The 25,703-nt window shown below is 68.2% G+C and carries 24 protein-coding genes and 1 pseudogene; 12 read left to right on the top strand and 13 right to left on the bottom strand.

All coding sequences use genetic code 11. The annotated features are described in order from the left end of the window. The first annotated feature begins 37 nt into the window (after nucleotides 1-37). On the top strand, nucleotides 38-1,162 hold the full coding sequence (locus E0H75_RS04430) for an N-acetylmuramoyl-L-alanine amidase (protein ID WP_131511721.1): 1,125 nt from the start codon (nucleotides 38-40) through the stop codon (nucleotides 1,160-1,162). A gap of 91 nt (nucleotides 1,163-1,253) precedes the next feature. After that, entirely contained in the window at nucleotides 1,254-1,604 is a 351-nt protein-coding gene (locus E0H75_RS04425) for a VOC family protein (protein WP_165553443.1), read from the top strand. Between the two features lie 46 nt (nucleotides 1,605-1,650). Here the strand turns inward: E0H75_RS04425 and E0H75_RS04420 are convergent, their stop codons facing one another. Beyond that, nucleotides 1,651-3,801: an MMPL family transporter gene (locus E0H75_RS04420; RefSeq protein WP_131511719.1), complete on the bottom strand. Its 2,151-nt coding sequence runs from the start codon at nucleotides 3,799-3,801 to the stop codon at nucleotides 1,651-1,653. 83 nt (nucleotides 3,802-3,884) lie between these two features. Between E0H75_RS04420 and E0H75_RS04415 the strand changes: the two genes are divergently transcribed. After that, nucleotides 3,885-4,211, top strand: coding sequence for a PadR family transcriptional regulator (locus E0H75_RS04415; RefSeq protein WP_131363282.1), 327 nt, complete (start codon nucleotides 3,885-3,887; stop codon nucleotides 4,209-4,211). On the opposite strand, the gene E0H75_RS04410 is transcribed toward E0H75_RS04415, so the two are convergent. From E0H75_RS04410 to E0H75_RS04395, 4 genes are all read right to left on the bottom strand, one after another. Beyond that, nucleotides 4,191-4,844, bottom strand: coding sequence for a permease prefix domain 1-containing protein (locus E0H75_RS04410; RefSeq protein WP_238162816.1), 654 nt, complete (start codon nucleotides 4,842-4,844; stop codon nucleotides 4,191-4,193). The two genes, E0H75_RS04415 and E0H75_RS04410, sit on opposite strands and share 21 nt — an antisense overlap. A gap of 30 nt (nucleotides 4,845-4,874) precedes the next feature. Then, nucleotides 4,875-5,267: a DUF2784 domain-containing protein gene (locus tag E0H75_RS04405; RefSeq protein WP_131511717.1), complete on the bottom strand. Its 393-nt coding sequence runs from the start codon at nucleotides 5,265-5,267 to the stop codon at nucleotides 4,875-4,877. A 12-nt stretch (nucleotides 5,268-5,279) separates the two neighbouring features. Next, nucleotides 5,280-5,936, bottom strand: coding sequence for a GNAT family N-acetyltransferase (locus E0H75_RS04400; RefSeq protein WP_131511716.1), 657 nt, complete (start codon nucleotides 5,934-5,936; stop codon nucleotides 5,280-5,282). Between the two features lie 84 nt (nucleotides 5,937-6,020). Next, nucleotides 6,021-6,209, bottom strand: a complete 189-nt coding sequence (locus E0H75_RS04395) for a hypothetical protein (RefSeq protein ID WP_131511715.1) — start codon at nucleotides 6,207-6,209, stop codon at nucleotides 6,021-6,023. Nucleotides 6,210-6,409: 200 nt separating this feature from the next. On the opposite strand from E0H75_RS04395, the gene E0H75_RS04390 reads away from it, so the two are divergent. The 4 genes from E0H75_RS04390 (at nucleotide 6,410) to E0H75_RS04375 (ending at nucleotide 10,274) form a co-directional block, all read left to right on the top strand. Next, on the top strand, nucleotides 6,410-7,720 hold the full coding sequence (locus E0H75_RS04390; protein WP_131511714.1) for an aminotransferase-like domain-containing protein: 1,311 nt from the start codon (nucleotides 6,410-6,412) through the stop codon (nucleotides 7,718-7,720). A 307-nt stretch (nucleotides 7,721-8,027) separates the two neighbouring features. Then, the gene (locus tag E0H75_RS04385; RefSeq protein ID WP_131511713.1) at nucleotides 8,028-8,978 is read left to right on the top strand and encodes a D-alanine--D-alanine ligase family protein; all 951 of its coding nucleotides are present in this window, start codon (nucleotides 8,028-8,030) and stop codon (nucleotides 8,976-8,978) included. Between the two features lie 7 nt (nucleotides 8,979-8,985). After that, the gene (locus E0H75_RS04380) at nucleotides 8,986-9,924 is read left to right on the top strand and encodes an SURF1 family protein (protein WP_131511712.1); all 939 of its coding nucleotides are present in this window, start codon (nucleotides 8,986-8,988) and stop codon (nucleotides 9,922-9,924) included. Next, nucleotides 9,921-10,274 (top strand): DUF3817 domain-containing protein, encoded by a 354-nt coding sequence (locus E0H75_RS04375; protein WP_131511711.1) that lies wholly within the window; start codon nucleotides 9,921-9,923, stop codon nucleotides 10,272-10,274. The genes E0H75_RS04380 and E0H75_RS04375 overlap by 4 nt, the downstream gene beginning before the upstream one ends. 2,429 nt (nucleotides 10,275-12,703) lie before the next feature. On the opposite strand, the gene E0H75_RS04370 is transcribed toward E0H75_RS04375, so the two are convergent. From E0H75_RS04370 to rpmH, 8 genes and pseudogenes are all read right to left on the bottom strand, one after another. Further along, the gene (locus E0H75_RS04370; RefSeq protein WP_131511710.1) at nucleotides 12,704-13,660 is read right to left on the bottom strand and encodes a ParB/RepB/Spo0J family partition protein; all 957 of its coding nucleotides are present in this window, start codon (nucleotides 13,658-13,660) and stop codon (nucleotides 12,704-12,706) included. 144 nt (nucleotides 13,661-13,804) lie between these two features. Beyond that, entirely contained in the window at nucleotides 13,805-14,740 is a 936-nt protein-coding gene (locus E0H75_RS04365) for a ParA family protein (RefSeq protein ID WP_165553441.1), read from the bottom strand. Between the two features lie 464 nt (nucleotides 14,741-15,204). Next, on the bottom strand, nucleotides 15,205-15,876 hold the full coding sequence (rsmG, locus tag E0H75_RS04360) for a 16S rRNA (guanine(527)-N(7))-methyltransferase RsmG (RefSeq protein WP_131511709.1): 672 nt from the start codon (nucleotides 15,874-15,876) through the stop codon (nucleotides 15,205-15,207). A gap of 27 nt (nucleotides 15,877-15,903) precedes the next feature. After that, the gene (locus tag E0H75_RS04355) at nucleotides 15,904-16,422 is read right to left on the bottom strand and encodes a Jag family protein (RefSeq protein WP_475009169.1); all 519 of its coding nucleotides are present in this window, start codon (nucleotides 16,420-16,422) and stop codon (nucleotides 15,904-15,906) included. A gap of 331 nt (nucleotides 16,423-16,753) precedes the next feature. Then, nucleotides 16,754-17,731, bottom strand: a pseudogene (gene yidC, locus E0H75_RS04350) (membrane protein insertase YidC); the annotation flags it as partial. Between the two features lie 9 nt (nucleotides 17,732-17,740). Further along, a complete protein-coding gene (gene yidD / locus E0H75_RS04345) occupies nucleotides 17,741-18,052 on the bottom strand; it encodes a membrane protein insertion efficiency factor YidD (RefSeq protein ID WP_131511707.1) in 312 nt (103 codons plus the stop codon). Further along, a complete protein-coding gene (gene rnpA, locus E0H75_RS04340) occupies nucleotides 18,049-18,408 on the bottom strand; it encodes a ribonuclease P protein component (RefSeq protein ID WP_131511706.1) in 360 nt (119 codons plus the stop codon). The genes yidD and rnpA overlap by 4 nt, the downstream gene beginning before the upstream one ends. A 26-nt stretch (nucleotides 18,409-18,434) precedes the next feature. Continuing rightward, nucleotides 18,435-18,572, bottom strand: a complete 138-nt coding sequence (gene rpmH, locus E0H75_RS04335) for a 50S ribosomal protein L34 (RefSeq protein ID WP_130386492.1) — start codon at nucleotides 18,570-18,572, stop codon at nucleotides 18,435-18,437. 1,218 nt (nucleotides 18,573-19,790) lie between these two features. Between rpmH and dnaA the strand changes: the two genes are divergently transcribed. From dnaA to E0H75_RS04310, 5 genes are all read left to right on the top strand, one after another. Beyond that, nucleotides 19,791-21,341, top strand: a complete 1,551-nt coding sequence (dnaA, locus tag E0H75_RS04330) for a chromosomal replication initiator protein DnaA (RefSeq protein ID WP_131513019.1) — start codon at nucleotides 19,791-19,793, stop codon at nucleotides 21,339-21,341. A gap of 521 nt (nucleotides 21,342-21,862) precedes the next feature. Beyond that, complete coding sequence (dnaN, locus tag E0H75_RS04325; RefSeq protein ID WP_131511705.1) at nucleotides 21,863-23,008, top strand: DNA polymerase III subunit beta; 1,146 nt, start codon at nucleotides 21,863-21,865, stop codon at nucleotides 23,006-23,008. Between the two features lie 26 nt (nucleotides 23,009-23,034). Beyond that, complete coding sequence (gnd, locus tag E0H75_RS04320) at nucleotides 23,035-23,952, top strand: phosphogluconate dehydrogenase (NAD(+)-dependent, decarboxylating) (RefSeq protein WP_131511704.1); 918 nt, start codon at nucleotides 23,035-23,037, stop codon at nucleotides 23,950-23,952. 1 nt (nucleotide 23,953) lies between these two features. Then, nucleotides 23,954-25,093: a DNA replication/repair protein RecF gene (gene recF / locus E0H75_RS04315; RefSeq protein ID WP_131511703.1), complete on the top strand. Its 1,140-nt coding sequence runs from the start codon at nucleotides 23,954-23,956 to the stop codon at nucleotides 25,091-25,093. Beyond that, a complete protein-coding gene (locus E0H75_RS04310) occupies nucleotides 25,086-25,664 on the top strand; it encodes a DciA family protein (protein ID WP_131511702.1) in 579 nt (192 codons plus the stop codon). Before recF ends, E0H75_RS04310 begins: the two co-directional genes overlap by 8 nt. The last annotated feature ends 39 nt before the right edge of the window (nucleotides 25,665-25,703 follow it).

Here is a 25,703-nt window from a genome sequence, read left to right as displayed (position 1 = left end):
AGGTAGGACCCGTCCGCCACGGCAAGGAGCAGTTCTGATGGAAGGCCCCCACGGCGTGTACCGGATCGGCGACAGCGGTGAGGCGGTCGCCGAGATCATCGGCAAGCTTCAGCGGCTAGGACTGCTGACGGGCGGTCACGACGTCTACGACGAAGCGACCGCGCACGCCGTTCGGGGCTTCCAGCAGCAACGGGGCCTGATGATCGACGGGGTCGTCGGCCCACAGACGTACCGGGCGATCGACGACGCACGCTGGCGGCTGGGCGACCGGCTGCTGACGTACGTCGTCTCGCACCCGCTGACCGGTGACGACGTACTGGCCCTGCAGGCGAAACTGCAGGAGCTCGGCTTCGCGGTCGCCCGGATCGACGGGATCTTCGGACCGGACACCCAGCGTGCGGTGACCGACTTCCAGCGCAACATGGGTCTGCCGGGTGATGGCACCTGTGGGCCGTCGACGTTCAAGGCGTTGCAGCGGATCAAGCCGATGGCGACGGGTGGCCGGCCGGATGCGTTGCGCGCGTCCGAGGCGGTTCGCGCGGCCGGCCCGCGGCTGTCCGGCAAGACCGTGGTGATCGACGCCGGTCACGGCGGTTTCGACTACGGCTGGGAGGGCTACGGCCTGCGCGAGTCCGACGTCGCGTACGACCTGGCCTCCCGGATCGAGGGTCGCCTGGGTGCGACCGGCGTACGGGCGTATCTGTCCCGGGGACGGGACCAGGGGCCGGACGAGCTGGCCCGGGCCGCGTTCGCGAACGAGACGGACGCCAACCTCTGCGTGTCGCTGCACACCGACGGGTCGATGAACCCGGAGGCCCAGGGTGTGGCGACGTACTACTACGGCAACGATCTGCACGGCGCCTCGTCGAGCGTCGGTGAGCAGTTCGCCGGGCTGGTGCAGCGCGAGATCGTCGCCCGCACCGACCTGCTGAACTGCCGCACCCACGCCAAGACCTGGGACCTGCTGCGGCGCACCAAGATGCCTGCGGTCCGCCTCGAGATCGGATACGTGACGAACCCGCACGACTCCGCGCGGCTGGCCGATCCGGCCTTCCGCGACGTGATCGCCGAGGCCATCGTGGTCGCCATCCAGCGTGTGTACCTCCCGCCGGAGCAGGACGCGGCCACCGGCATGCTCCGTTTCGGCCAACTGACGGTCTAGTCGATTCCGGGATGGGCCGTTCGTCACCTGAATGAGCGCTACTCGCCCGGCGATCACGCCGGGTGGGACGTCATTCAGTTGGGAGGGGCTCATGGCACATCCAGTCGTCCACACCGAGATCCGATCGGCGGACCCGGACGCGACTCGTCAGTTCTTCGCGGACCTGTTCGGGTGGAAGATCGCGTCCGAGGGCGGGTTCCCGGGCTACACGTTCATCGACACCGGGACACCGGACGGTCCGTACGTCGCGATCAGTCCGCGGCAGGGCGCCGAGGACGAGGTGCTGTTCTTCGTGTCCGTCGAGGATGTCGCGGACACGCTCGCGCGCGCCGAGAAGCTGGGCGGAAGCGTCGTCCAGCCGATGCAGCAGGTGCCGGGCACGAGCTTCGGCGTGTTCGCCGACGCCCAGGGCCACAAGATCGGAGTGGCCGCCGGCGAATGACCAACCGAGGCGGGCCGCGCAGGGGTCGGCCCGCCTCGCATCGGGTTCAGTCCTTCTCGAGAGCGATCTTCGGGAGCACTCGGTCGAGTCCGCGCGGCAGCCACCAGGCGCGGTCGCCGAACAGCCGCAGGATGGCCGGGACCATGACGCATCGGATCAGCACCGCATCGAGCAGCACTGCGGTCGCGAGCCCGAGCCCGAACTGCTTCAGCATCCGCTCCGGGCTGAGCAGGAACGCGCCGAACACCACGATCATGATCGCGGCCGCCGCGGTGATCACGCTGCCGGTGTTGGCCAGGCCTTCCCGGACCGCCTCCTTCGCATCCTTGGTACGCCGCCACTCCTCGTGGATCCGGGACACCAGGAACACCTCGTAGTCCATCGACAGCCCGAACACGATCGCGAACATCATCACCGGTACGAACGCCTCGATCGGACCTGGCTGTGCACCGAACCAGCCCTGCTGGAAGACCAACGTGATGACACCGAGCGAAGCGCCGATGCTGAGCAGGTTCAGGACCGCGGCCTTCAGCGGAATCAGTACGGACCGGAACACCGCCATCAGCAACAGCGCCGACAGTCCGACCACGACCAGCACGAAGATCGGCAGCCGCTTGCTGACCGCAGACGCGAAATCGTCGGCCGCCGCGGTCGCGCCACCTACGAGGTACGTCGCCCCGGTCTGCGACTCGAGCGCAGGCAGGGTGTCGTTCCGCAACCGCTCGACCAGGTCACTGGTCGCCGCGTCCTGCGGTGCCGACTTCGGGAACGCCAGTACGGTCGCGACCTTGCCGTCGGGCGTCGACTGCGGAGGCGTGACCGCGGCGATGTTCGGATCGGCGGTCAAGGTGCGGCCGAGCGCCTGAGTCGCAGCCTGGTCGCCTTCGGACACGACGACCAGCGGACCGTTGAATCCCGGTCCGAATCCCTGGGCCAGCAGGTCGTACGCCTTCCGACTCGTCTTGGCCGGATCGTCCGTCCCGGCGTCCGCGAAGCCAAGCCGCATGCCCAGCGCCGGCAACGACAACGCGACCAGCGCGACAGTTCCGAGCACCAACGGCACCCACGGTCCACGCTGCACCGCCGCTGCCAGCTTCCGCCACCCGTCCCCCGGCGTACGGCGCTGCTTCGCGGCGTGCTTGCGGACACTCCGCTCGATGCGCTTGCCGAACAGCGTCAGCAGAGCAGGCAACAGACTCACCGCGGCGAGCATTGTCATCAGCACGGTGAGAGTGACACCGAGCGCGACGCCTTGCAGCGAACCAAGTCCCAACGCCAGCAGGCCCAGCAGCGCGATCACCACAGTGCAGCCGGCGAACATCACCGAACGACCGGCGGTGTCCAGGGCAACGATCGACGCGGTCGCGCGATCGGTCCCGTCCTTCAGCAACTCATGGCGGTAACGGGAGAAGATCAGGAGCGCATAGTCGATGCCGACACCGAGTCCGACCAGGATCATCACCGGTGCGGTGTAGTCGGGCACGGTGAACAAGTGCGACGCCAGCACCAGCAGGCCCAGCGTGCTGCCGACCGCGAACAAGGCCGTCAGCAGTGGAAGAGTTGCTGCAAGCAACGATCCGAACAGGAACACCAGGATCACCAGCGCGGCGAGGATGCCGGCGCCTTCGGACGCACCACCCGCACTCTCCGCGGCCGATCGCGCCAGGTCGCCACCGACCTCGACGGTCAGACCGGGGACCCGGAACTGCTGAGCCTTGTCGATGATCGAGCGGACGTCCTCGATCGGCATGTCCGCCACGGCGACATCCAGACTCACCGTCGAGTACGCCGTACGTCCGTCTGGTGAAAGTGATCCGGGAGCAGTGAACGGGTCGGCCACCGACGCGACGTGCGGGAGGCCGCCGACAGCGGCCAGCATCGAGAGGACTCGCGGCTTCTCCGGCCGGAGTCCGCCGTCGGCGTGCATGACGATCTGCACCGAGGCGGTCTCACCCTGCGGCTGGTGCTCCTGGAAGATGTCGGTCACTCGCTGGGAGTCGGTCCCGGGCAGCGAGTTGTCGTTCTTGTAGCTGTCGCCGACCACGGTCGACGCGGCGGTCACCGCGACGAGGGCGACCACCCAGAGCAGCAGCGCGAGTCCGGCGTGCCGCATCGACCACCCGGACACCCGGTGCAGCAATCCGGGCCGTCCACTCTTGTTCCGGGGCGGGCGTCGTACTGGGGTGTCCACGGTCATCGCCGGGCCTCCTCACATCCTGATAAGTAGATTGGCTACATGTTGTCTCTCGACAATAGCAGGCATATGGGTAGACTGGCTACATGAAGGCGGATGCGCTGCGTGGGCACCTGGACCCGATGATCCTGGCGGTCGTCGAGCCCGAACCGCTGCACGGCTACGCGATCATGGAAGCCCTGCTGGAGCGCAGCGGCGGCGAGCTCGACCTGCCCACCGGCACGCTGTACCCGGCGCTGCGGCGGCTGGAGCGGGCCGGCTACCTGGCCAGCGAGTGGAGCACGGTCGGCGGCCGGAAGCGGCGGACGTACCAGCTCACCTCAGCCGGCCAGAAGATGCTTGCCTCAGGCAAGCAGGAGTGGCTGACCTTCCGGGCTGTGGTGGAAGGTGTGCTACGCCCGGGCCAGGCGTAGGCAACGGCCGGCCTGAAGGCCGACGAACACCAACGGCAGAACGACGAATGTCCCGACCACCCCGAAGGCGGGAAGGTCGGGCGTGCGACCGCCGGTCGCCGACATCGCGACACCGATCAGGCTGATCACGACGGCATTGACCAGGGCGAAGACTGCCGTGACGCGGGTGACGTGCTGGCGGACGAAGGCGTTGCGCAGACCGATACCGGCGGCGATGACGGCCAGCACCGCACCGGCGATCGCGAACATGCCCACGGTCCGGACGAACGACTGCAAGAAGTCGTTCACCGGATTCGGCGTCGCCGGGTCCTGGTTCCAGCTCCACACGCCTTCCTGCCAGACGATCGGCTGGATGATCAGCGCCAGGAACAGCATCATCGCGGTCCGCCGGCTCTGGCTGACGGCGAGATCGGCGCGATAGCCGGGCACGACGTCGGACAGTTCGCCGAAGTCGGCCACCGCCTCGCGCTCGGCTTCGTCCCGGTCGAGTCCGTCGGCCTCGAAGGCCTCGGTCGCATCGACCAGGTGGTCCCGCGCCTCGGCGAGCAGGTCCGCCTTCCGCCGGCGCGGGCCGGGCAGCGCCTTGCCGAGTGCGGTCAGGTACGCGTCAACCGGCGTACTGGTGCTGGACACGTCTTCCAGTATGGGGATGCCGGGGCCTGATCACGTCCGGGGTCCCACTGACTCTCCCCTGAGCCTGGCCTTCCGCCGATGCCGCAGGACGAAGAAGCCGGCGTACGAGATGATCACCAGCGCGAACCCGACCTTCTCCGCGACCGGTGTCTGGCCCTGCGGCCACAGCGTGCCATCGAGGTAGTGATTGATGTACCCCGCCTCGTAGACAGGCTCGCCGCCCTTGCGCAGGAAGAACTTCTCCGCCCCGGTGAACGGGCAGTCGTAGTCGATGATCACGATCGCCGCGCTCCAGACCACGATGGCCAGGTGCGCCCAGATCACCTTGGGCCACTTCCAGGCCAGGAATCCACCCAGGACGAAGAACAGCAGGAAGGCGGCGTGCAGCACGAACATCACGTCCGCGAAGAAGCGCCAGATCATCGCGGGCCGGCCTCAGGAGCTCGGCGTACGGGTGAGGGCGTCCCGGACCGTGACCGGCTTGGGTGTTGAGTGCTCGGGCCGGATCGCGCCCATCAGCCGCTCCACCGCGGCCTCCATCTCGCTGCGCCACGTCACCGCCGAGCGCAGGTCCAGCCGCAGCCTGGGGTTCCGCGGGTGCTCGCGGACGACGCCGAAGCCGACCGCACGGAGGAACTCGGTCGGCCAGACACATCCCGGCCCGTCCCAGCGGGAGTCGCCGAACGCCTCGACGGCACGGAACCCGCGCTTGAGCACGTCCTTCGCCACCGCCTGGACGAGGATCTTGCCCAGTCCGAGGCCGAGGTAGCGCGGCAGGATCCGCCCGGTCGCGAGTACGACGGCGTCCGGGCTCACCGGCGCGGTCGGGAACGCCTGGATCCTCGGGAGGTACGTCGCCGGGGCGTACACCGCGAATCCGGCCGGCTCGTCGTCGACGTACAGGACGACACCCGCGGTGCCCCAGTCCAGCAGTAGTTGCGACAGCCAGGCCTCCTTCTCGAGGCCGGTGTCGCCGTTGCGGTCGGCCTGCTTGGCGGCGACCGGGTCGAGCTCCCAGAACACACAGCCACGGCACGCCACCGGCAGCTCGCCGAGATTGGCGAGCGTCAGCGGTTCCAGCCGTCGGGCCATCAGCGCGTCCGGTCCGCGGTGCCCGGTGTCCGGTGGGGCGGCGTACTGCCTGTTAGCTTCGTCACTTTGGGTTTCACCTGCGGTTCATCGGGCCGCCGGGGCCGGAGCGGGAGCCGCTGCCCGCACGTCCGGGGTCTCGGTCGCCTCCGGGGCGACGTACCGTTGCTGCACCTTGGCGGCCGGTTGCCGCCGGAAGAGCTCGCCGGCGAAACCGGCCAGCACACCCAGTAGCAGTCCACCGAGCGTCCACCCGGCAGCCTTGCCCACGCTCATCCCAGATTCCGCCTTCCGCTCCACCTCTCAGGCCGCACCCGACCGCGGACTGTCTCAGCAGCCAACCCGCGGCATGGTCGGAACCTGCCCCTATAAGGCATGGTAGTGAGAGGTCACGCCGTTCCACAGCCCAGGCGCGCTCGGGATGGTCCGGCGTAACCTGGTGACTTCCCCTCGATCACCGTCCATGGAGTGGCTCAGTGAGTGCTGACGTGCCTGATGTCCGGCAGACCCGTCTCGACAACTACGTCGACCGGTACGCAGCACGGACCAAGGGCATGACCGCATCCGAGATCCGGGCACTGTTCTCGGTCGCCAGCAGGCCCGAGGTGGTGTCGCTGGCCGGGGGCATGCCGAACATCGCCGGACTCCCCCTCGACGTGGTCGGCGGCGCGGTCCGCGACCTGGTGATCGACAACGGCGCGGTGGCGATGCAGTACGGCTCCGGTCAGGGCGATCCGGTGCTCCGGGACCAGATCTGCGATGTGATGCGGCTGGAGGGGATCGACGCCCACCCGGACGACGTGGTCGTGACCGTTGGCAGCCAGCAGGCCGTCGACCTGGTCACGCGGGTGTTCTGCGACCCGGGCGACGTGGTGATCTGCGAGGCGCCGTCGTACGTCGGTGCCCTCGGCGTCTTCCGCGCGTACCAGTGCGAGGTCGTCCACGTCGCGATGGACGACGACGGCGTCGTACCGGAGGCCCTCGAGCAGGCGATCACGGCGGTGCGTGCGGCCGGCAAGCGGATCAAGTTCTTCTACACGATCCCGAACTTCCACAATCCGGCCGGTGTCTCGCTGTCCAACGAGCGGCGTTCGCGCGTGCTGGAGATCTGTCAGCGCGCTGACCTGCTGGTGCTGGAGGACAACCCGTACGGGTTGCTCGGCTTCGACGGTGAGCCGCAGCGAGCGCTGCGGGCCGACGACCGCGAGGGCGTGATCTACCTCGGTTCGTTCTCGAAGACGTTCGCGCCGGGCTTCCGGGTCGGCTGGGCGGTCGCGCCGCACGCCGTCCGCGAGAAACTCGTGCTGGCACAGGAATCCGCCACCCTGTGTCCACCGGTGTTCAGTCAGCTGGCGATCTCGTCGTACCTGACCCGGCATGACTGGCTCGGGCAGGTCAAGCAGTTCCAGGAGATGTACCGGGAGCGCCGTGACGCGATGCTGGCGGCGCTGACGGAAAAGATGCCTGCGGCAACGACCTGGACCAGGCCGGGCGGCGGGTTCTATGTCTGGCTGACCCTGCCGGACGGGCTGGACGCGAAGGCGATGCTGCCGCGCGCGGTCACCGCGCGGGTGGCCTACGTCCCCGGGACCGCCTTCTTCGCCGACGGTTTCGGGTCGCAGTGCATGCGGCTGTCGTACTGTCATCCGACGCCGGAGCGGATCACCGAAGGCGTCGGCCGGCTGGCCGCGGTGATCCACGAGGAGCTCGAACTCCGCCAGACCTTCGGCCCACTGCCACCCGGCGCCGGGCACGGATACGACGCCCCAGGTCCGGAGCTGAGCTGACGTGCCCTCGATCCGTGGCTCCTGGCAGCCGCGAGCAGGTGCCAGTGACGTCACCGGGAGTGCAGCGCAAGGCGGAGGGCGAGGCTCGGAGTGGGTTTCTCCGTGCCTTGTCGTCCAACGCCGCGATGTGCCCGCCGAGTGCCGCGCAGCGCGCCGGGAGCTACGGATCGAGGCCTAGAGTGCGCAAAGGTTGCGCAATGGATCTGCGGGCGGCCAGGGGTCCTTGACGCGGTAGCGGTACCGTTCCAGTGGGCCTCGGGACCGGCGACCGTGCCGGAGTCGCCCACGAGTGATCGGGATATTTGTGATGAGTGATCTGGGTCGAGTGCTGGTACTGGCAGGTGGACTGTCCCACGAGCGGGACGTCTCGCTCCGGTCCGGCCGACGGGTCGCCGACGCCCTGCGCAGCGTCGGCGTCGAGGTCGAGCAGCGTGACGTCGACGCCAACCTGGTGGAACGGCTCCGCGACGATCCGCCGGACGCGGTCTTCCCCGTCCTGCACGGCGTCACCGGCGAGGACGGCGCGCTCCGCCAGGTCCTCGACCTGTACGGCGTTCCGTACGTCGGAGCCGACGCGGCAGCGTGCCGGACGGCCTTCGACAAGCCGGTCGCGTCCACCATGGTCGGCGCCGCCGGACTGCAGACGCCCTCGTCTGTGGTGCTCGGGCACGAAACCTTCCGCGAGCTGGGCGCCGCCGCGCTGATGGAGGCGGTCATCCACCAGATCGGGCTGCCGCTGGTGGTGAAGCCGGCCCGCGGCGGTTCGGCCCTCGGTGCGTCGATCGTGCGGTCGGCAGAGGAACTGCCGTCGGCGATGGTGAATTGCTACGCCTACGGGCGGGTCGCGCTGATCGAGCAGTACATCGACGGGACCGAGATCGCCGTGACCGTGGTCGACACGGGCGATGGGCCTCGCGCTCTTCCTGCGGTGGAGATCCGGCCGGATTCCGGGTTCTACGACTACGAGGCGCGCTACACCGCCGGCGCGACGCAGTTCGTCGTACCGGCTCAGCTTGGTGACGGCGTCGCGGCCGCGTGTGCTTCGGCGGCGGTCACGGCCCATGAGGCATTGGGCCTGCGCGATCTGTCGCGGTCGGACCTGGTGGTGGATGCTTCGGGCGTGCCTTGGTTCCTCGAGGTCAACGTCGCTCCGGGGATGACGGAGACGTCGTTGGTCCCGCTGGCGGCTGAGGCTGCGGGCGTCGAGCTGGGTGTGCTGTGCCGCGACCTGCTGGCTGCGGCCGCGGCTCGTTGTTGAGGTCCTGATGGATGGACGGCCGCTGTGGCGGACGGTACTGACGCCGCGGTGGTCCGGATTGTTGCTGTTGGCATTGGCTATTGCTGCGGTGATGTCAGTGCTGGGCGTTTGGCAGTTGGATGTGTACCGGTCGAAGACGGACGCGGCCACGGCCAAGCGGGCCGAGGGTGCACCGGTCGCGTTGCAGTCGCTGTTCTCGATCGACGAGGGCCTGCCGTCGAAGGCTGTCGGCCGTCGGGTGACCGTGAGCGGTACTTGGGCGGCGGGTGCTGATCAGGTCTTCATCGCGGATCGGCGGCAGGGCGATCGGGACGGGTTCTGGGTCGCAACCCCTTTGATGGTTGACGGTTCGGGCGCCGTGATGGTCGTCCGCGGTTGGGTTGCCTCGGTCAACGATCCGGCTGCGGCGGCACCCACCGGGCCGGTGAAGCTGACGGGAACGGTGACAGCCTCGGAGGCTGAGGACTCCTCCGGCGACGCGGCGAAGGGCCGCGTGCTGTCGTCCCTGCGCATCCCGACGATCGTCCACCTCGTCGACTACCGGCTGTACGACGCCTTCGTCATCCAGGCATCGGTCGAGTCAGGCGCCGTACCTTCCCCCGCACCGGCCGTCGTACCGCCGCCCCCACCCCCCACCGACCACGCCGGCCTCCGCAACGTCGCCTACGCCTTCCAGTGGTGGATCTTCGCCGCCTTCACCCTCTGGATGTGGTGGCGAATGGTCGTCGACGCCCACCGAACCGAACACTCGCCCACCGACACCGAAGGTGAGTCCGGCGGTGAAGGTGCCCGGGCCGGCGGGGTAGATGGGACCGATGTCAGCTCGACTGACGGCGACCAAGACGCCGGGGCTGGCGGGACGGATGGTCGGTCGGGTGGTGAGCCTGGTGGTGAAGGTGACCGGGCCGGTGGGGCTGTGGAGTCGAGCGGTACCGTTTCAGCGTGACCTCACCAGCCGACCCCGCCACCTCCGCCACCCCGCAGCCACTCACGCCGGCCGTCCGCGGTGCACTCACCCGGTACCGCGTGATCGCCTACATCGTCGGTGTCATGCTGCTGGTGCTGCTGTTCGTCGCAATGCCCCTGAAGTACCTCGCCGACGACCCCAGCGCAATGAACGTCGTCGGCCCCCTCCACGGCTTCCTGTACGTCATCTACCTACTCGGCACCTTCGACCTCTTCCGCCGAGTCCGCTGGTCCCTCCCCCGCCTGGTCCTGATGGCCCTAGCCGGCACCATCCCCTTCCTCTCCTTCTACGCCGAGCGCAAAACCACCCACGAACTCCTGGGCCGCTAACCCCCCAGCCGCCCTCCCACGGCGTGCCCAGCCAGGCTCTCGCGGGACCCTCAACGTCCCCGCCCAGGCGACCCCCGCCAGCTGCAACCAGTCAGCCACGCACCTCTGCGACAACCGGCATCGCTCTTCGCATCCCGCGGGCCCGCGTGTTTGACACTCCCCGATAGGCACCCAGCTCGAACTGCTGCGCTTCGGTTGCCCATTGGAACTTACGAGGTCCTGTCGCCCCGCGAGGTCACCTAGCGACAAGCCCTCAGCTGGCCTCGCTCCTGCTGCAACGATGCGCTCTCGTGGGCATCTCGTGGCGCCGACGCCACCGGGCGCTCAAACGCCACTACGGCCAGCAGTTCCGTCGACGTCCGCAGACCGACATCCTCAACCTCGGTTCCCAGTACGCACGTCTCCCCTCCGCGTATCCGGACGATCTGACCAAGCTCTCCGCACTCACCTCATCAGCGCCACGAACCCCCGAATGTTTCACATGAAACATCGCCGCAAGTCCCCAAGTATCTTTGTCGACAAATCGCGTCGGATCGACACGTAGAAGCTAGCCCCACCAAACCCCGGAATTCCTCTCCCAACGCGATCCTAAGCACCCTCGCGCAGCAGGCCGAGACTCGCTCTCGACGCCAACGCCACCAAGCGACGTCACCAGCACCACGCTAAGAATCCCGCACACGGAGGAATCTCAGCAGTTCCGGACGCTCGACCTCGCCGCCCCAGCGACCGTTCCGCCCTTCCTGGCCCTAAGCCTTCCTGCGCCCGCTCTTTTCCTGCCCTGGCGCACCTCACAGCTCAGCTCGCACGTCAGCTCACGCCACGGCCTCACTCGAGCCTGCCCGTCTCCGGCGGCCGCACAGGGTCGCTCGACAACCCCGGCGGCCTGGGCTGCGGATGCCGTCGACAACGGCCCGCGGCCGACTGCCCTCCGCCGACGTCCGCCCGTACCGAAGAGCGGGAAGTTCTAGCTCGGCCCGGCCTCCGACCTCCGCCGGACGAGGCCCAACGTCATCCGCAGCCGACGACTACCCGTCGCTCCGTACACCCCGAGGCGCCCGATCGACAGCAACATCCGAGGCCGACTAGCGAGCGCGGAGTGGCGAGCGTGCCGCGGAGATGAAGCCAGCTAGGTCGGACCACTCCGCCGGCCCAAGCGCCGGGTCTCCTGGCCCCCGCCGTCGCCATCTGCCCTGGACTCCGAGCGTCCGCCCGTACCCAAGAACGACGACTCCAGGCACCGAGGCTCTCGGCAACTGCGGCCCCTTCGCACCTGGACCCTGCCGGCGTCCGTCCGTCCGTACGGAAGAACGGCTAGTCGCTAACCGAGTCCCAACCCCTCCGCCGGACACGGCCCCGGTGAACTGCGCCCTCCACGCCCCGTCCTGCGGTACTTCCTGAGACGTCGACACCAGCCACAGCGGAGTCGGCTAGCCGGTGCGGGACTCATGTTTCATGTGAAACATTCGGTGGCTGAACCGCGGAGCTCTCACCGAGCGAGTTCGATCTACCCCGCCGACCCCACATGCCGACGTCCTCGGCAAGCTACTCAGTCCTGCCGTCCCCGGGCCTCCGACCGTACCGCGGATTGGGCACTACTCCTCTGGGCTGGCAGACCCGGCATGGGGCGCCCTGCTAACCGGCACCGTCGTCTTCGCGGTCAGCCCGTCGAGGCGGCTTCGGACGACCATCTCCGGCTGTTCGGTCCACTCGGAGTCTGCCGGACGGGGACCGCGGGCGGAGCCGGCTAGAGCGACGGGTGGACAGAAGCCAGCGAAGTCCGTCGTACTCCGCCGAGCCAGGCGCAAGTACCCCGCCTTCCGGCCCGGGGTCTTCGCCGCGGGCGCCCGTACCGAAGGACAGGAGGTAGTCCCTCGGCTTGCAGCCGGGCCCACTCCCGGGCGCCACGCTGGGCTGGGTTTGAGCGACTACCTCCTGTCGTTCGGTACATCCGGAGGCTGACGAGACCCATCTGATCGGCGGGCCTCCGCGGGTGGAGGTCTTGCCGCTGAGCAGTTGCTGGCACAGGACGCGCGGCGATGACGGGGTACGCGCCCGGGGGGCGCGTTGGGGTCGCTCGGAGCGTGGGCGGCGCGATCGCTGGTGGGTTACGCGGGTTGAGTGATCGCGTTGTGCGCCGAGGTACTTGCGTGACTGTCGGGCGGTGCTCATGGGCAGTCCTCGCGTGGCGAGGAGGCATTGCGGGCGGCTGCGCGTTGTATGCGCGGACGAGGTTGTCGCGGAGGCGGTCAGCGATAGCTGGGTGTTGGCCGCGACGGTGCTGGCCATGCCCGCCAGGTGTGGTGGTGCTCGCGAGGTGGTCGCCGCTCAGTGGTGCTGGCCTCGAAGGTGGCTGGCTGGCGGTTCGACCTGCGGCGTGGTGGACCCGCGGCCTGGTGTTGGCCGTGAGGGCGGGATGTTGCCCCTCTGATCTACGGGGTGGGTTTGTTGGGGTCCATGAGGGTGACTATGCGTTCCAGGTCGTCCAGGGACGCGAACTCTACGGTGATTTTGCCTTTGGTTTTGCCGAGGTCGACCTTGACGCGGGTTTCGAAGCGGTCGGAGAGGCGGTCGGCCAGATCGACTAGGCGGGGAGCGACTGGCTTGTTGCGGCGGCGTTGGGTGGGGGTGGCGTCGTCGGCGTTCATGTCGCCCAGGGCGACGATCTCTTCGACGGTGCGGACGGAGAGGCCTTCGGCGACGATGCGTTGGGCGAGACGCTCGATGGCGTCGCCGCTGGGGAGGCCGAGCAGCGCTCGGGCGTGACCGGCGGACAGGACGCCGGCGGCTACGCGGCGCTGTACGCCGGCCGGGAGTTTCAGCAGCCGCAGCGTGTTCGAGATCTGCGGGCGGGAGCGACCGATGCGGGTGGCGAGGACTTCCTGGGTGCAGCCGAAGTCGTCGAGCATCTGCTGGTACGCCGCTGCTTCCTCGAGCGGATTCAGCTGGCTCCGGTGCAGGTTCTCCAGCAGCGCGTCCCGGAGCATCACGTCGTCCGAGGTGTCGCGGACGATGGCCGGGATCGTGGCGAGGCCCGCCTCCTGGGTCGCGCGCCAGCGGCGCTCGCCCATCACCAGCTCGTACTTGTCGTGCTCAAGCCGGCGGACGACGATCGGCTGCAGCAGCCCGATCTCCTTCACCGAGTGGACCAGCTCCTCCATCGCCTCCTCGTCGAAGACGCTGCGCGGCTGCTTCGGGTTCGGGGTGATCTTCGAGACTTCGATCTCGGCGAACTCCGCACCCGGCACCGCCGCGAGCTCCGACTCATGCCGTACGACCGGCGGCGCTCCCGGAATCGAACTGGACTTGCTGCCGAGGGTGGCGGTGCTCCCAGGAGCAGGCGTGCTGGGGATCAGCGCACCAAGTCCGCGTCCGAGTCGGGTGTTCATCGCGCTCCCTCGAGTTCGACAACCTGCTGATGTCCTGCTGTCCTACCGAGCACCGTTTCACGTGAAACAGCCCGCCCAGGAATCCTGCTGGAGCAACCGTAACCGGTGTCCCAGTACGCCGGGCGGGCCAGGGCCGTGGATGGATCAGGTGTTGTTGCGCATGGCGATCTCACGGGAGGCCTCCAAGTAGGAGAGCGCTCCGGCGGACGCCGGGTCGTACGCGAGGACGGTCTGCCCGTGGCTCGGTGCCTCGGAGATCCGGACCGATCGCGGTACGGCGGTCCGCAGTACGGCGTCACGGAAGTGGCCACGGACCTCGGCCGCGACCTCACCGGCCAGCTTGGTCCGGGCGTCGTACATCGTGAGCAGGATCGTGGAGACGTCGAGGCCTGGGTTCAGGTGCGACTTCACCATGTCGATGTGGCGGAGGAGCTGGGACAGGCCCTCGAGCGCGTAGTACTCGCTCTGGATCGGGACCAGCACCTCGCGGGCGGCGGTCAGCGCGTTCACCGTCAGCAGGCCGAGCGACGGCGGGCAGTCGATGAAGACGTAGTCGTACTTCTCGCCCGCGGCCTCGGTCTCGGCCAGGTGCGCGTCGAGGGCGCGCTTCAGCCGGCTCTCTCGGGCCACGATGCTGACGAGTTCGATCTCGGCGCCGGCCAGGTCGATGGTTGCCGGGATCACCATGATCCCGGGGTGCTCGGCGCACGGCTGGAGCAGCTTACCCAGCGACTCGCCCTCGATGACCGCCTCGTAGACACCCGGGGTGCCTTCGGAGTGGTCGATGCCCAGGGCCGTCGACGCGTTGCCCTGGGGGTCGAGGTCGATGACCAGGATCCGCGCGCCGTACAACGCGAGGCCGGCGGCGACGTTCACGGTCGTCGTGGTCTTGCCGACGCCACCCTTCTGGTTGGCGACGACGAAGACCCGGGTCTCGGCAGGCAGCGGGAACTCGCGGCCCATAGTGCGTCCTTCATTCACCAGCAGGGTCCGTTCGGTGGCGGCGGCGATCGGAGTCTCGAGAAGTCGTCGCTGAAGCTCGTCCGACGTGGCCCGCGCGGCGATCTGTGCGGCAGTCATGGCGCCCATTCCAATAGGTGCGGGACTTGGCCCGAAGAGGATGTCGGTAGGGGTCGGGGCGGGTCTGCCCCCAGGTTCATCCACAGGCTTCTGTGGACGAATCCCCGTCTGCGGAGGCAGTTTCATGCGGTCGTCATCCACAGGCGGTGGAGACTCGGAGAGGTCGTCGTCGGCATCCACCAGCGATGCCGTTTCACGAGAAACACCATCATCTCCTGGCTCCGCGGTTTCCTGTGAAACGGGAGTCTCGGCAGGAGCCGATGCTTGGTCGAGGCCGGTCGCGGCGACCGACCGGAGAGCAGAACTGTCGATCGGCGGCAGGTAGTCGTCCCTCGCCGGCTCGGGGTCCGCGGTCAGCAGTTGGGAGTTGGAAGCGGGTTGTGCGGGCCAGCCGATCGCCTGGGAACTCTTGGCTTCCCCGGTGCTCTTCTCGGGCCATCCGAGGGCACGACTCACCAACCCACTCACCTCCCGCGTCTTCCGTGCCGGGATCCCCCTGCAGCACGTCCGGCCACAATACTCACGACTGTCGTCGGCCGGGCCAGTTCATCGACGCCGAGTTGGTGAATGTGCCAGAGCTCGGCTCCGAGGGCTTCGAGTTCGCGTTCGGAGGCGTCCAATTCCTCCTCGACGGACGCGCCCTTCATCGCCAGCATCAGCCCCCCTTCGACGCACAGTGGCAGGCACCACCCGGCCAGTTTGCCCAAAGGGGCGACGGCGCGGGAAGTCACCACGTCGTACGACGCCGGCGGGAGTTCTTCGGCCCGTGCCCGGACCACGGTGGCGTTGTCGAGCCCGAGGGATTCGACCGCCTCCTGGAGGAACGTGGTGCGCCGGAGCAACGGCTCGACGAGCGACACGTGCAGGTCCGGACGAACAAGAGCGAGGACGATTCCCGGCAGGCCGGCGCCGGTGCCGATGTCGGCGACTGTCGACTCCTCGGGGATCAATCGCTCGAGGACCGCGCAGTTCAGAAGATGGCGATCCCACAGTCGCGGGACCTCGCGTGGGCCGATCAGCCCGCGGAGAGTCCCCTCGGTGGCCAGCAGTTCGGCGTACGCCGCAAGCCGCACCGCCGCCCGTGGATACAGCTTCTCCACGAGCGGCGGCGTTTCACGTGAAACAGGTTCGGTCACAAGGTCACACGTCCGGCGGTCATCGGATCACGACGGCTGGACGACGACGCGGCGGCGCGGCTCCTCGCCCTCGGACTCGCTGGTCAGGCCGGCGGCGGCCACCACGTCGTGGATGACCTTGCGCTCGAACGGCGTCATCGGGTCCAGCCGCACCGGGGTCCCGGTCGCCTTCGCCTCTTCGACGGCCTTCCGGCCGACCTCCTCCAGTTCGGCCTTCCGGTTCGCGCGGTAGTTCGACACGTCCAGCATCAGCCGCGACCGCTCACCGGTCTCTCGATACACGGCCAGCCGGGTGAGCTCCTGCAGCGCCTCGAGCACCTTGCCGTTCTCGCCGACGAGGTTGTTCAGCTCCGCACCGACGATCGAGACCGCGGCGCGGTCGCCGTCGATGTCCATGTCGATGTCACCGTCGAGATCGGCGATGTCCAGCAACTCCTCGAGGTAGTCGGCGGCGATGTCGCTCTCCGCCTCGAGTGCCTTCAGACGATCGGCAGCGGAGTCGGTGGACTCCTCTGTCGCCTCGTTGTTCTGCATGCCGTCGCTCACGGCCACTCCTTCACAATGTCGAGATCCGCCCCACGGGGACCCAGGTCATACACAAGCAGGAAGAGGAATCAGCGCAGGCAGGTCAGCGTGATCCGCCGGACTTCTTCTGCGCCGCCTTCTTCTGGGCGGCCGACTTCGCCGCCGGCTGGCGCTTGGCCGCCGTCCTCTTCTTGCCGGCCGGCTGCTTCTTGGCAGCACCGGCCTGAGTCTTCTTCGCCGCGTTCGGCTGCGTGTTCGACGCCTGCCCGTTACTGGCGGCCTTCGCACCTTCAGCCGAAGCGCCGGAGTCCGAGGCACCGGAGTCCGAGGCACCGCTCGCGGGAGCGCCGCCCCTGCGGTCGCTGCGCGACTGCCGCTTCGGCTGCTGCCGCTGTGCCGGACGCCGGTCCGAACCGGGCTCCGTCGTCGTACCGTCGGCGGACGCCAGGCCCTCGTCGGCCGGCTTGCCCGCGCGCAGGTTGTGCTCGCGCTTGCGGGCTTCCATCGCGTCGTACGCCGGGGTGCCCGGAGCCGGGTTGCGGCGGATCACGTAGAACTGCTGACCCATCGTCCACACGTTGGAGACGAACCAGTAGATCAGCACACCGATCGGGAAGTTGAAGCCACCGATCAGGAAGAAGACCGGGAAGACGTACAGCATGATCTTCTGCATCTGCGCGGCCTGGCCGGTCAGGGCTTCCTTCGGCATGTTCTTGCGCATCAGCTGCAGCTGCGTGGTGAACATCGTCGCGGTCATCAGGATGATCAGCACGATCGCGACGATCTTGACGTTGTTCTCGCCCGGACCGCTCGCCTTCAGGAAGGTCTGCGAGATCTCCGCGCCGAAGATCTTGGCGTGCTGCAGCGACTCGACGTACGGCTCCATGATCTTGCTGTGAGCCTTGCCGTTGGCCGCGTAGTCCAGCACCCGGAACAGGGCCAGGAAGATCGGCGACTGCAGCAGCAGCGGCAGGCACGAGGAGAACGGGTTCGTCCCGGTCTCCTTGTACAGCTTCATCATTTCCTGACCGAGCTTCTCCCGGTCGTGGCCGTACTTCTTCTGCAGCTCCTTCATCTTCGGCTGCAGCAGCTGCATGTTCCGGCTGGAGCGGATCTGCCGGACGAACAGCGGGATCAGCAGGGTGCGGATGACGATGGTCAGGCCGGCGATCGACAACGCCCAGGCCCAGCCCCCGTTGGGATCGAGCACCTGGCTCCACACCCAGTGCCAGCCGACGAGCAACGCCGAGACGGCCCAGTAGAGCGGCGTCATGACGGCGTTGAACAGGTCTACGATCCCGTCCCACAACGCGAGTTCGGGGATGGCCAGAAGAGTCACTCAAGCACCTCGCTGCACAGGCCCGGCGTCGGTGGACGGTCCGGGCTGGTTGGCGGAGATCGACTCTCCGCGCTGGTCGACATCTTTGGGTGGAACGGGGTCGTAGCCGCCGGGGTTCCACGGGTGGCAGCGCACGAGTCTCCTCGCCGCCAGCCAGCAACCGCGCACCGCACCGTGGCGTTCGACCGCCTCCAGGGCGTACGCCGAACAACTCGGGTAGAACCTGCACACCTGCCCGTACAGCAGGCTGATGGTCAGTCGGTACAACTTCAGAAAACCGATGATCCCGCTCTTCACGGGATTGATCCTCATCGTGGGTCCAGGATCCGCCGCAGCGCACCGTCGACGTCCGCGGCCAGTTCGTCGTACGACGCCGAAGCGGACGACGGAAGGGCGCGGACGACCGTCAGGCTGCCGGCCGGTAGATCAGGGAGCCGCGTGGTCAGGACAGCACGCAGACGGCGGTGGACCCGGTTCCGCAGAACCGCGTTGCCCACCGCCTTGTTCACCACGAATCCGACGCGAGCGGGCGCGGCCTGAGCGTCGTCCGCCCGGTCGTCCCGCACCAACAGATGGAGGACCACCGCACGCCGCCCGGCCCGCCGTCCCGATCGGACGGCGCGGCTGAAGTCGTCGGACCGGCGTAACCGGTTCGACGCGGGCAACACGAGGTGGTCACCGTCGATGAGGTCGGTCAGGCCGCGAGGCGCTGACGACCCTTGCCACGGCGGGCGGCGATGATCGCGCGCCCGGCACGGGTACGCATCCGAAGACGGAAGCCGTGCTTCTTGTGCCGGCGACGGTTGTTCGGCTGGAACGTCCGCTTGCTCACTGGAATGACTCCGGTTACTCGAGATCACAATGATCGACAGACCCACTGATAGATCTGCCGCTGGTGCAGTCCTGCACACACGCCACTTCAGGAACCAGTGTGGTCCAGCAGGGAGCGCAGCACAAAAGGGCCGGTTCAACACCGACTGATCAACGGTACGTGGCCGCCTGTGGACAGGTCAAACCAGCCGTCCCCATACTTATCCACAGGCCTGTGGACAGAATAGTGGGCACACGAGCGGTCAACGGATCGTCACACAGTGGTCAGGATGGTCACCGACCGCAATCTCCTCAACACGACTACGCTCCGGCGTCCACCCGACACGCCGGACGTTTCCCCCAAATTGCTGTTCATAGCCTGTGGATGACGGCTTGAAGCAGGCTGGGCAGACTTGTTAGCGTCTCCCCCTCACACCAGAGGTCCCACACCCCGCGATCGGTAACCAACCTGCTCCACGCGTCGTTCACAGTTGTGGACAACCGTGTGGAAAGTACGGCGCCCGACTGCGGACAACGGCAACCGCGCCGAGCCGGAACGGGCGACGCACCGGCTGCACGGGTGTCGGGTCTAACGGTCGCGCCGAACGGGTCCAGCCCGGAACGCGCCGGCCACCGCAGCGATGGATTCGGGGAGCAACGCGTGGTCGAGGACCATTCCGCCAGTGCGGAATTCACAGAGGTGGAATACACCGGCGACGGCAGACAGGATCTACGACCGGAACCGGCGGTGGACTTCCGGTCCGAGATCCCGCCCGCACCGGAGCCGGCGCCGCGGACCGATCCGGCCGACCACCTCAGCCCCTCTCTTCCCATTCCCCTCCCCGAGACCCCCGAGTCCGGCTACCGCCCGCGGTACCAGGGGTACGGCTACCGCTCCGAGCTGGAGCGAGCAGCCACCGATCTGCCGACCGGCCCGGAGCCGACGCCGACGCCGGTGCCCAGCCCCGAGCCGCCGGCGGGTACGGCGTACTTCGGTGCCGCACCGGTGGTCGGCAATCTCAGGTACTCCGGTGAGACCAGCAACAACTGGACCGGTGAACGAGGGCCGGCTGAACCGCCAGGAAACGATCGCCCCGTGTACGGGGACGGAGCAGGACCGGTGCGGAACGAGGGTGATGGGCGTGCGAACAATGAGAGCGGCGCTGCTGAGGTTCGGGCGCCCGAGCCGCAGATCGGTGGTCCTCGGGTTGCCGAGCCTCGAGCCGAAGGACCCGGTCCGGTGACGGACCTCGGTGATGCCTGGACCCGGGTCCTCGCGGGTCTCCCGCCGAACCAGCGTGCCTGGCTGACCAACTCCCGCCCGGTGACGCTGCACGAGAGCACCGCCATCGTCGCGGTTCCCGACGACTTCACCCGCGGCCAGCTGGAGACCCGGCTGCGCCCGGACCTCGAGCGGATCCTGTCGGAGAGCTTCGGCCGCGACATCCGGATCGCCGTGACGGTCGACCCGTCGCTCGACCCGGAACTGCGCGAACCGCAGGCGCCACCGCAGCCCGTCGTCCGCGAGCCGCTGCGGACCGACGGTGCGTACCAGCCGACGATCCAGTCCGCGCTGAGCCAACCGGACAACAACGCGCCACAGTTCAGCCCGCCGCAGCGGCAGGAGCCGGCGCCGCAGCACTACGAGCAGCCCCGCGGTCCCGCGCCGCGGCAGCAGCCGTTCGGTCACCAGCTCGGATCGGTCGCCCCACCGCCGAACGGGATGCCCCAGCCGGCCACCGAGGCACAGGGTGAGGCGCGACTCAACCCGAAGTACACCTTCGAGACCTTCGTCATCGGCAGCTCGAACCGGTTCGCGCACGCGGCCGCGGTCGCCGTCGCCGAGGCCCCGGGCAAGGCGTACAACCCGCAGCTGATCTACGGCGACTCCGGTCTGGGCAAGACCCACCTGCTGCACGCGATCGGCCACTACGTCCGCAGCCTCTACACCGGCGCCCGCGTCCGGTACGTGTCGAGCGAAGAGTTCACCAACGACTTCATCAACGCGATCCGCGACGACAAGGCGTCCCAGTTCCAGCGCCGGTACCGCGATGTCGACGTCCTGCTGATCGACGACATCCAGTTCCTCGAGGGCAAGATCCAGACCCAGGAGGAGTTCTTCCACACCTTCAACACCCTCCACAACGCGAACAAGCAGATCGTGATCAGCTCCGACCGCGCGCCGAAACGCCTGGAGGCGCTGGAGGACCGGCTGCGGAACCGGTTCGAGTGGGGCCTGATCACCGACATCCAGCCGCCCGACCTGGAGACGCGGATCGCGATCCTGCGGAAGAAGGCGGCCACCGAGCGGCTGACCGCGCCGCCGGAGGTGCTGGAGTTCATCGCGTCGAAGGTGCAGACCAACATCCGTGAACTCGAAGGCGCCCTGATCCGGGTCACCGCGTTCGCCAGCCTGAACCGGCAACCGGTCGATCTGAGCCTGGCCGAGATCGTGCTGAAGGACCTCATCCCCGAAGGCAGCAAGCCCGAAGTGACGGCCAGCATGATCATGGGCCAGACCGCGTCGTACTTCGGTCTGTCGATCGACGACCTGTGTGGCTCGAGCCGGAGCCGGGTGCTGGTGACCGCGCGGCAGATCGCCATGTACCTGTGCCGCGAGCTGACCGACCTGTCGCTGCCGAAGATCGGTCAGCAGTTCGGCGGCCGCGACCACACCACCGTGATGCATGCCGAACGGAAGATCCGGCAGTTGATGTCGGAGCGGCGCAGCGTCTTCAACCAGGTGACCGAACTGACCAACCGGATCAAGCACCAAGCGAAGCAGCAATGAGGTCCGGTGACCGCGTCCAGAATTCTGTACGCCGAGTGCTACGACACGGTCACCGGAACCACACAGGCTGGGGATACTCCTGTGGATAACTGTGGGTATCACCGTGGACACATCGGTGTGTGTTGTGGATTGGCTGTGGGGACAGAATCCGTCATCACCAGGCGTCCTCAGACAGACCGGGATTCGTCCACACGGCATGCACAGGACAAAACCATGTCTGACCTGGGAAGTCGGCGCTTTTCCACAGTATCCACCGGTGCTAAGAACCCTATGGAATCTGTAGAGAGTTCCCAGTCCACAAAACGATCGAGCGGCCCAACCTGGGGAAAACCCCGGTCTCGCGCCGGCTTGCGGCACCTGTCAGGCTGTCCTCGGAGCACAATGAGGGGCAGCACGCAGAACCACCGGAACGACGCCGACGCGACCCGCCCGAAGCGCCACGTCACGCCCGATTGGCGCAGAGCACACTTGTCCGTGGCAGGATCTGCCTGGCACACAGCCGAATCAGGAGGCACCCAGCGGTGAAGTTTCGCGTCGAGCGCGACGTACTGGCCGAGTCGGTGGCCTGGGCCGCGCGCAGCTTGCCCAGTCGTCCCAGCGTCCCGATCCTTGCCGGCCTTCTGGTCGAGGCCGAGGACGGGCAGATCACCCTGTCCGGTTTCGACTACGAGACCTCCGTCCGCGTCACCGTGCCCGCACAGGTGGCCGACAGCGGGAAGTGCCTGATCTCCGGCCGGCTGGTCGCCGACATCTCCAAGAGCCTTCCGAACCAGCCGGTGGACATCGCCGTCGATGGCGCGAAGGCCCAAGTCACGTGTGGCAGTTCGCGCTTCACGCTCCAAACGCTTCCCACCGAGGAATATCCGGCCCTGCCGGAGCTTCCGGCCGCGAGCGGGACGGTCAAGGCCGACGTCTTCGCCCAGGCGGTCTCGCAGGTGGTGACCGCGGCCGGGCGTGAGGACACGCTTCCGGTGCTGACCGGTGTCCGGGTCGAGATCGAGGGATCCACGATCTCGCTGCTGGCCACCGACCGCTACCGGCTCGCGATCCGCGAACTCGAGTGGAACCCCCAGTCCCCCGACGCGTCCGCGGCCGCACTGGTGCCGGCCCGGGTGCTGTCCGAGACCGCGAAGGCGATGACCGGATCGGACGTGATCGTCTCGCTGGCCGCGCCGGGCAGCGGTGACGGCATCGTCGGCTTCGAGGGCGAGGTCTCCGGCGGCAACCGGCGGGCGACCACGCGCTTGCTGGACGGCGAGTTCCCGAAGGTCCGCGGCATCATCCCGACCGATGCCGCGATCGCGACCCGGGTCCGGATCGACACCGCCACGTTGGTCGAGGCGGTCAAGCGTGTGGCCCTGGTGGCCGAGCGGAACGCGCCGGTCCGGCTGACGTTCAGCGACGACACCGTGACCCTGGACGCCGGCAGTGGTGACGAGGCGCAGGCGTCCGAGTCGATCGAGGCGCGGGTGTCCGGTGAGCCCGTGACCGTAGGCTTCAACCCGACGTACCTGCTCGACGGCCTGAACGCGATCGGTACGCCGGTCGCGCACCTGGCCTTCACGCAGGCGACCAAGCCGGCCGAGCTGACCGGTGTGCGGGACTTCGACGGTGATCCGATCAGCGAGTTCCGGTACGTCTTGATGCCGGTCCGCCTGAACAGCTGAAAGCCAACAGAACAAGGGGATTCACGATGGAGCTCGGCCTTGTCGGTCTCGGCAAGATGGGCGGCAACATGCGCCAGCGGATCCGCAACGCAGGCCACACCGTGGTCGGGGTCGACCACAACCCGGACATCTCCGACGCCAAGGACCTGGCCGACATGGTCGGCAAGCTGACCGCCGACCAGCCCAAGGTGGTCTGGATCATGGTGCCGGTGCAGGCGATCGACGCGGTCGTCACGGAGCTCTCCGACCTGCTCTCCCCCGGCGACATCGTGATCGACGGCGGCAACAGCCGCTGGACCGACGACACCCGCCGGGCCGCTCAGCTCGCCGAAAAGGACATCCGTTTCGTCGACTGCGGTGTGTCCGGTGGCGTCTGGGGCCTGGAGAACGGCTACGCCCTGATGTGCGGTGGCGACAAGGACACCGTCGATGTCGTGATGCCGATCTTCGAGGCGCTCAAGCCCGAGGGTGAGTTCGGTTTCGTGCACGCCGGCAAGGTCGGCGCCGGGCACTTCTCGAAGATGGTCCACAACGGCATCGAGTACGGGATCATGCAGGCGTACGCCGAGGGCTACGAACTCCTCGAGGCCGCCGATGTCGTGGAGAACGTGCCGGAGGCGTTCGAGTCCTGGCGCGAGGGCACCGTGATCCGGTCCTGGCTGCTCGACCTGCTGGTCGCCTCGCTGAAGGACGACAGCCACCTGGCCAAGATCCGCGGGTACGCCGACGACTCCGGTGAGGGCCGGTGGACCGTCGAGGCCGCGATCGACCACGCGGTGCCGATGCCGGCCATCTCGGCCGCGCTGTTCGCCCGGTTCGCCTCCCGGCAGGAGGACTCGCCGGCGATGAAGGCGATCGCCGCGATGCGCAACCAGTTCGGCGGTCACGCGGTGAAGGGCGCCGAGGCCGCGGACCCGTCGTACGCGACACCGCCCAAGCACTGAGGTGTATGTCACCGCCCTGGGTCTGCTCGACTTCCGGTCCTACGCGCAGGCGGAGGTCGGGCTCGCCCCGGGCGTGACCGCCTTCGTCGGGCCGAACGGCCACGGCAAGACCAACCTGGTCGAGGCGATCCACTACACCGCGACCCTCGGGTCGCACCGGGTCGCGACGGACGCGCCACTGGTCCGGGCCGGGGCCACCAGGGCGATCGTCCGGACCGAGATCCGCAGCCAGTACGACCGCGACGTGGTCGTCGAGCTGGAAATCAATCCTGGGAAGGCAAATCGGGCCCGGGTGAACCGTTCGCCGGTACCGCGGCCACGGGAAGTGCTCGGCCTGCTCCGCACGGTGCTGTTCGCGCCGGAGGATCTCGCCCTGGTGAAGGGCGATCCGTCCGAGCGACGCCGGTTCCTCGACGAACTGCTGACGTTGCGGTCGCCGCGGATGGCCGGCGTACGGCAGGACTACGACCGCGTGCTCAAGCAGCGGAACTCGTTGCTGCGCAGCGCCTCGATGGCTCGCCGGCAGAACCGGTCCGGCGCCGCCGAGGGACAGTTGCGCACGCTCGAGGTCTGGGACTCACATCTCGTCCGCGCCGGGTCCGAACTGCTCGCCACCCGGCTGGAGTTGCTGGAATCCCTGCGTCCATTGGTGTCCGGCGCGTACGACGCTGTTGCCCGAGGCAAGGGTAATGCGCGGCTGGAGTACAAGTCGTCGGTCCTGCTCGAGCCCGGTGTGGTGTCCCGGGAGCAGCTCGCCGAGGTGCTGAGTGCGACGGTCCAGGAGAGGCGGCAGGACGAGCTCGAGCGGGGTGTGTCGCTGGTCGGACCGCATCGCGACGACGTCGTCCTCGGGCTCGGGGACTTGCCTGCGAAGGGGTACGCGAGTCACGGTGAGTCGTGGTCGTTCGCGCTCGCGCTGCGGCTGGCGTCGTACGAACTGCTTCGAGCGGACGGGGGTGAACCGGTGCTGATCCTGGACGACGTGTTCGCCGAGCTCGACACGCAGCGCCGGGACCGGCTGGCGGAGCTGGTCGCGCCGGCCGAGCAGGTGCTGGTGACCGCGGCGGTCGGCGCGGACGTCCCCGCTGAGCTCAGCGGCGTCCGGTTCGATGTCGGTGAAGGATCCGTGCGGCGTGCCTGAACCCCGGGATTCCTCTGAGAGCGGCTTCGAGAGCGAGGCGGCTCCGGAGCGTCCGGACGAAGCTGACCACGACAAGCAGGGACTGGACCTGGCGAAATCGCTCGCCGGACGGCTGAAGCAGCAGGCCGCGAGCGGCCCGATCAAACCGGTCAAGCGGACGCGCCGGCGGCCGCGGATCGACGGCGCCCAGATCAGCAGCGCGCGTCCGGACGACCGGGATCCACAGAAGCTGACCAACACGCTCGGCCGGCTGATGCGCGACCAGGGCTGGGAGGTCGACGTCGCCGTACACGGCGTGATGGCACGCTGGCCGACGATCGTCGGTCCGGAAATGGCCGAGCACTGTACGCCGGAGTCGTACGAGAACACGGTGCTTACCGTGCGTACGTCGTCCACCGCGTGGGCCACCCAGCTCAAGCTCCTCGCCCCCGACCTGGTCCGCCGCCTCAACACCGAACTGGGCGACGGCACGGTCACGCAGGTCAACGTCCAGGGACCCCACACCCCCAGTTGGCGCAAGGGCCCCCGCACCATCCGCGGCGGCCGCGGCCCCCGAGACACCTACGGCTGAACCAACTGCCGAGCAACTTGCCCTCGCGACCCGCAACTC

The sequence above is a fragment of the Kribbella capetownensis genome, assembly GCF_004331485.1.
GTDB classification, from domain to species: Bacteria; Actinomycetota; Actinomycetes; order Propionibacteriales; family Kribbellaceae; genus Kribbella; species Kribbella capetownensis.
The sequence above is the reverse complement of the archived record's forward strand: the minus strand, read 5'-3'. Positions and strand labels throughout refer to the sequence as shown.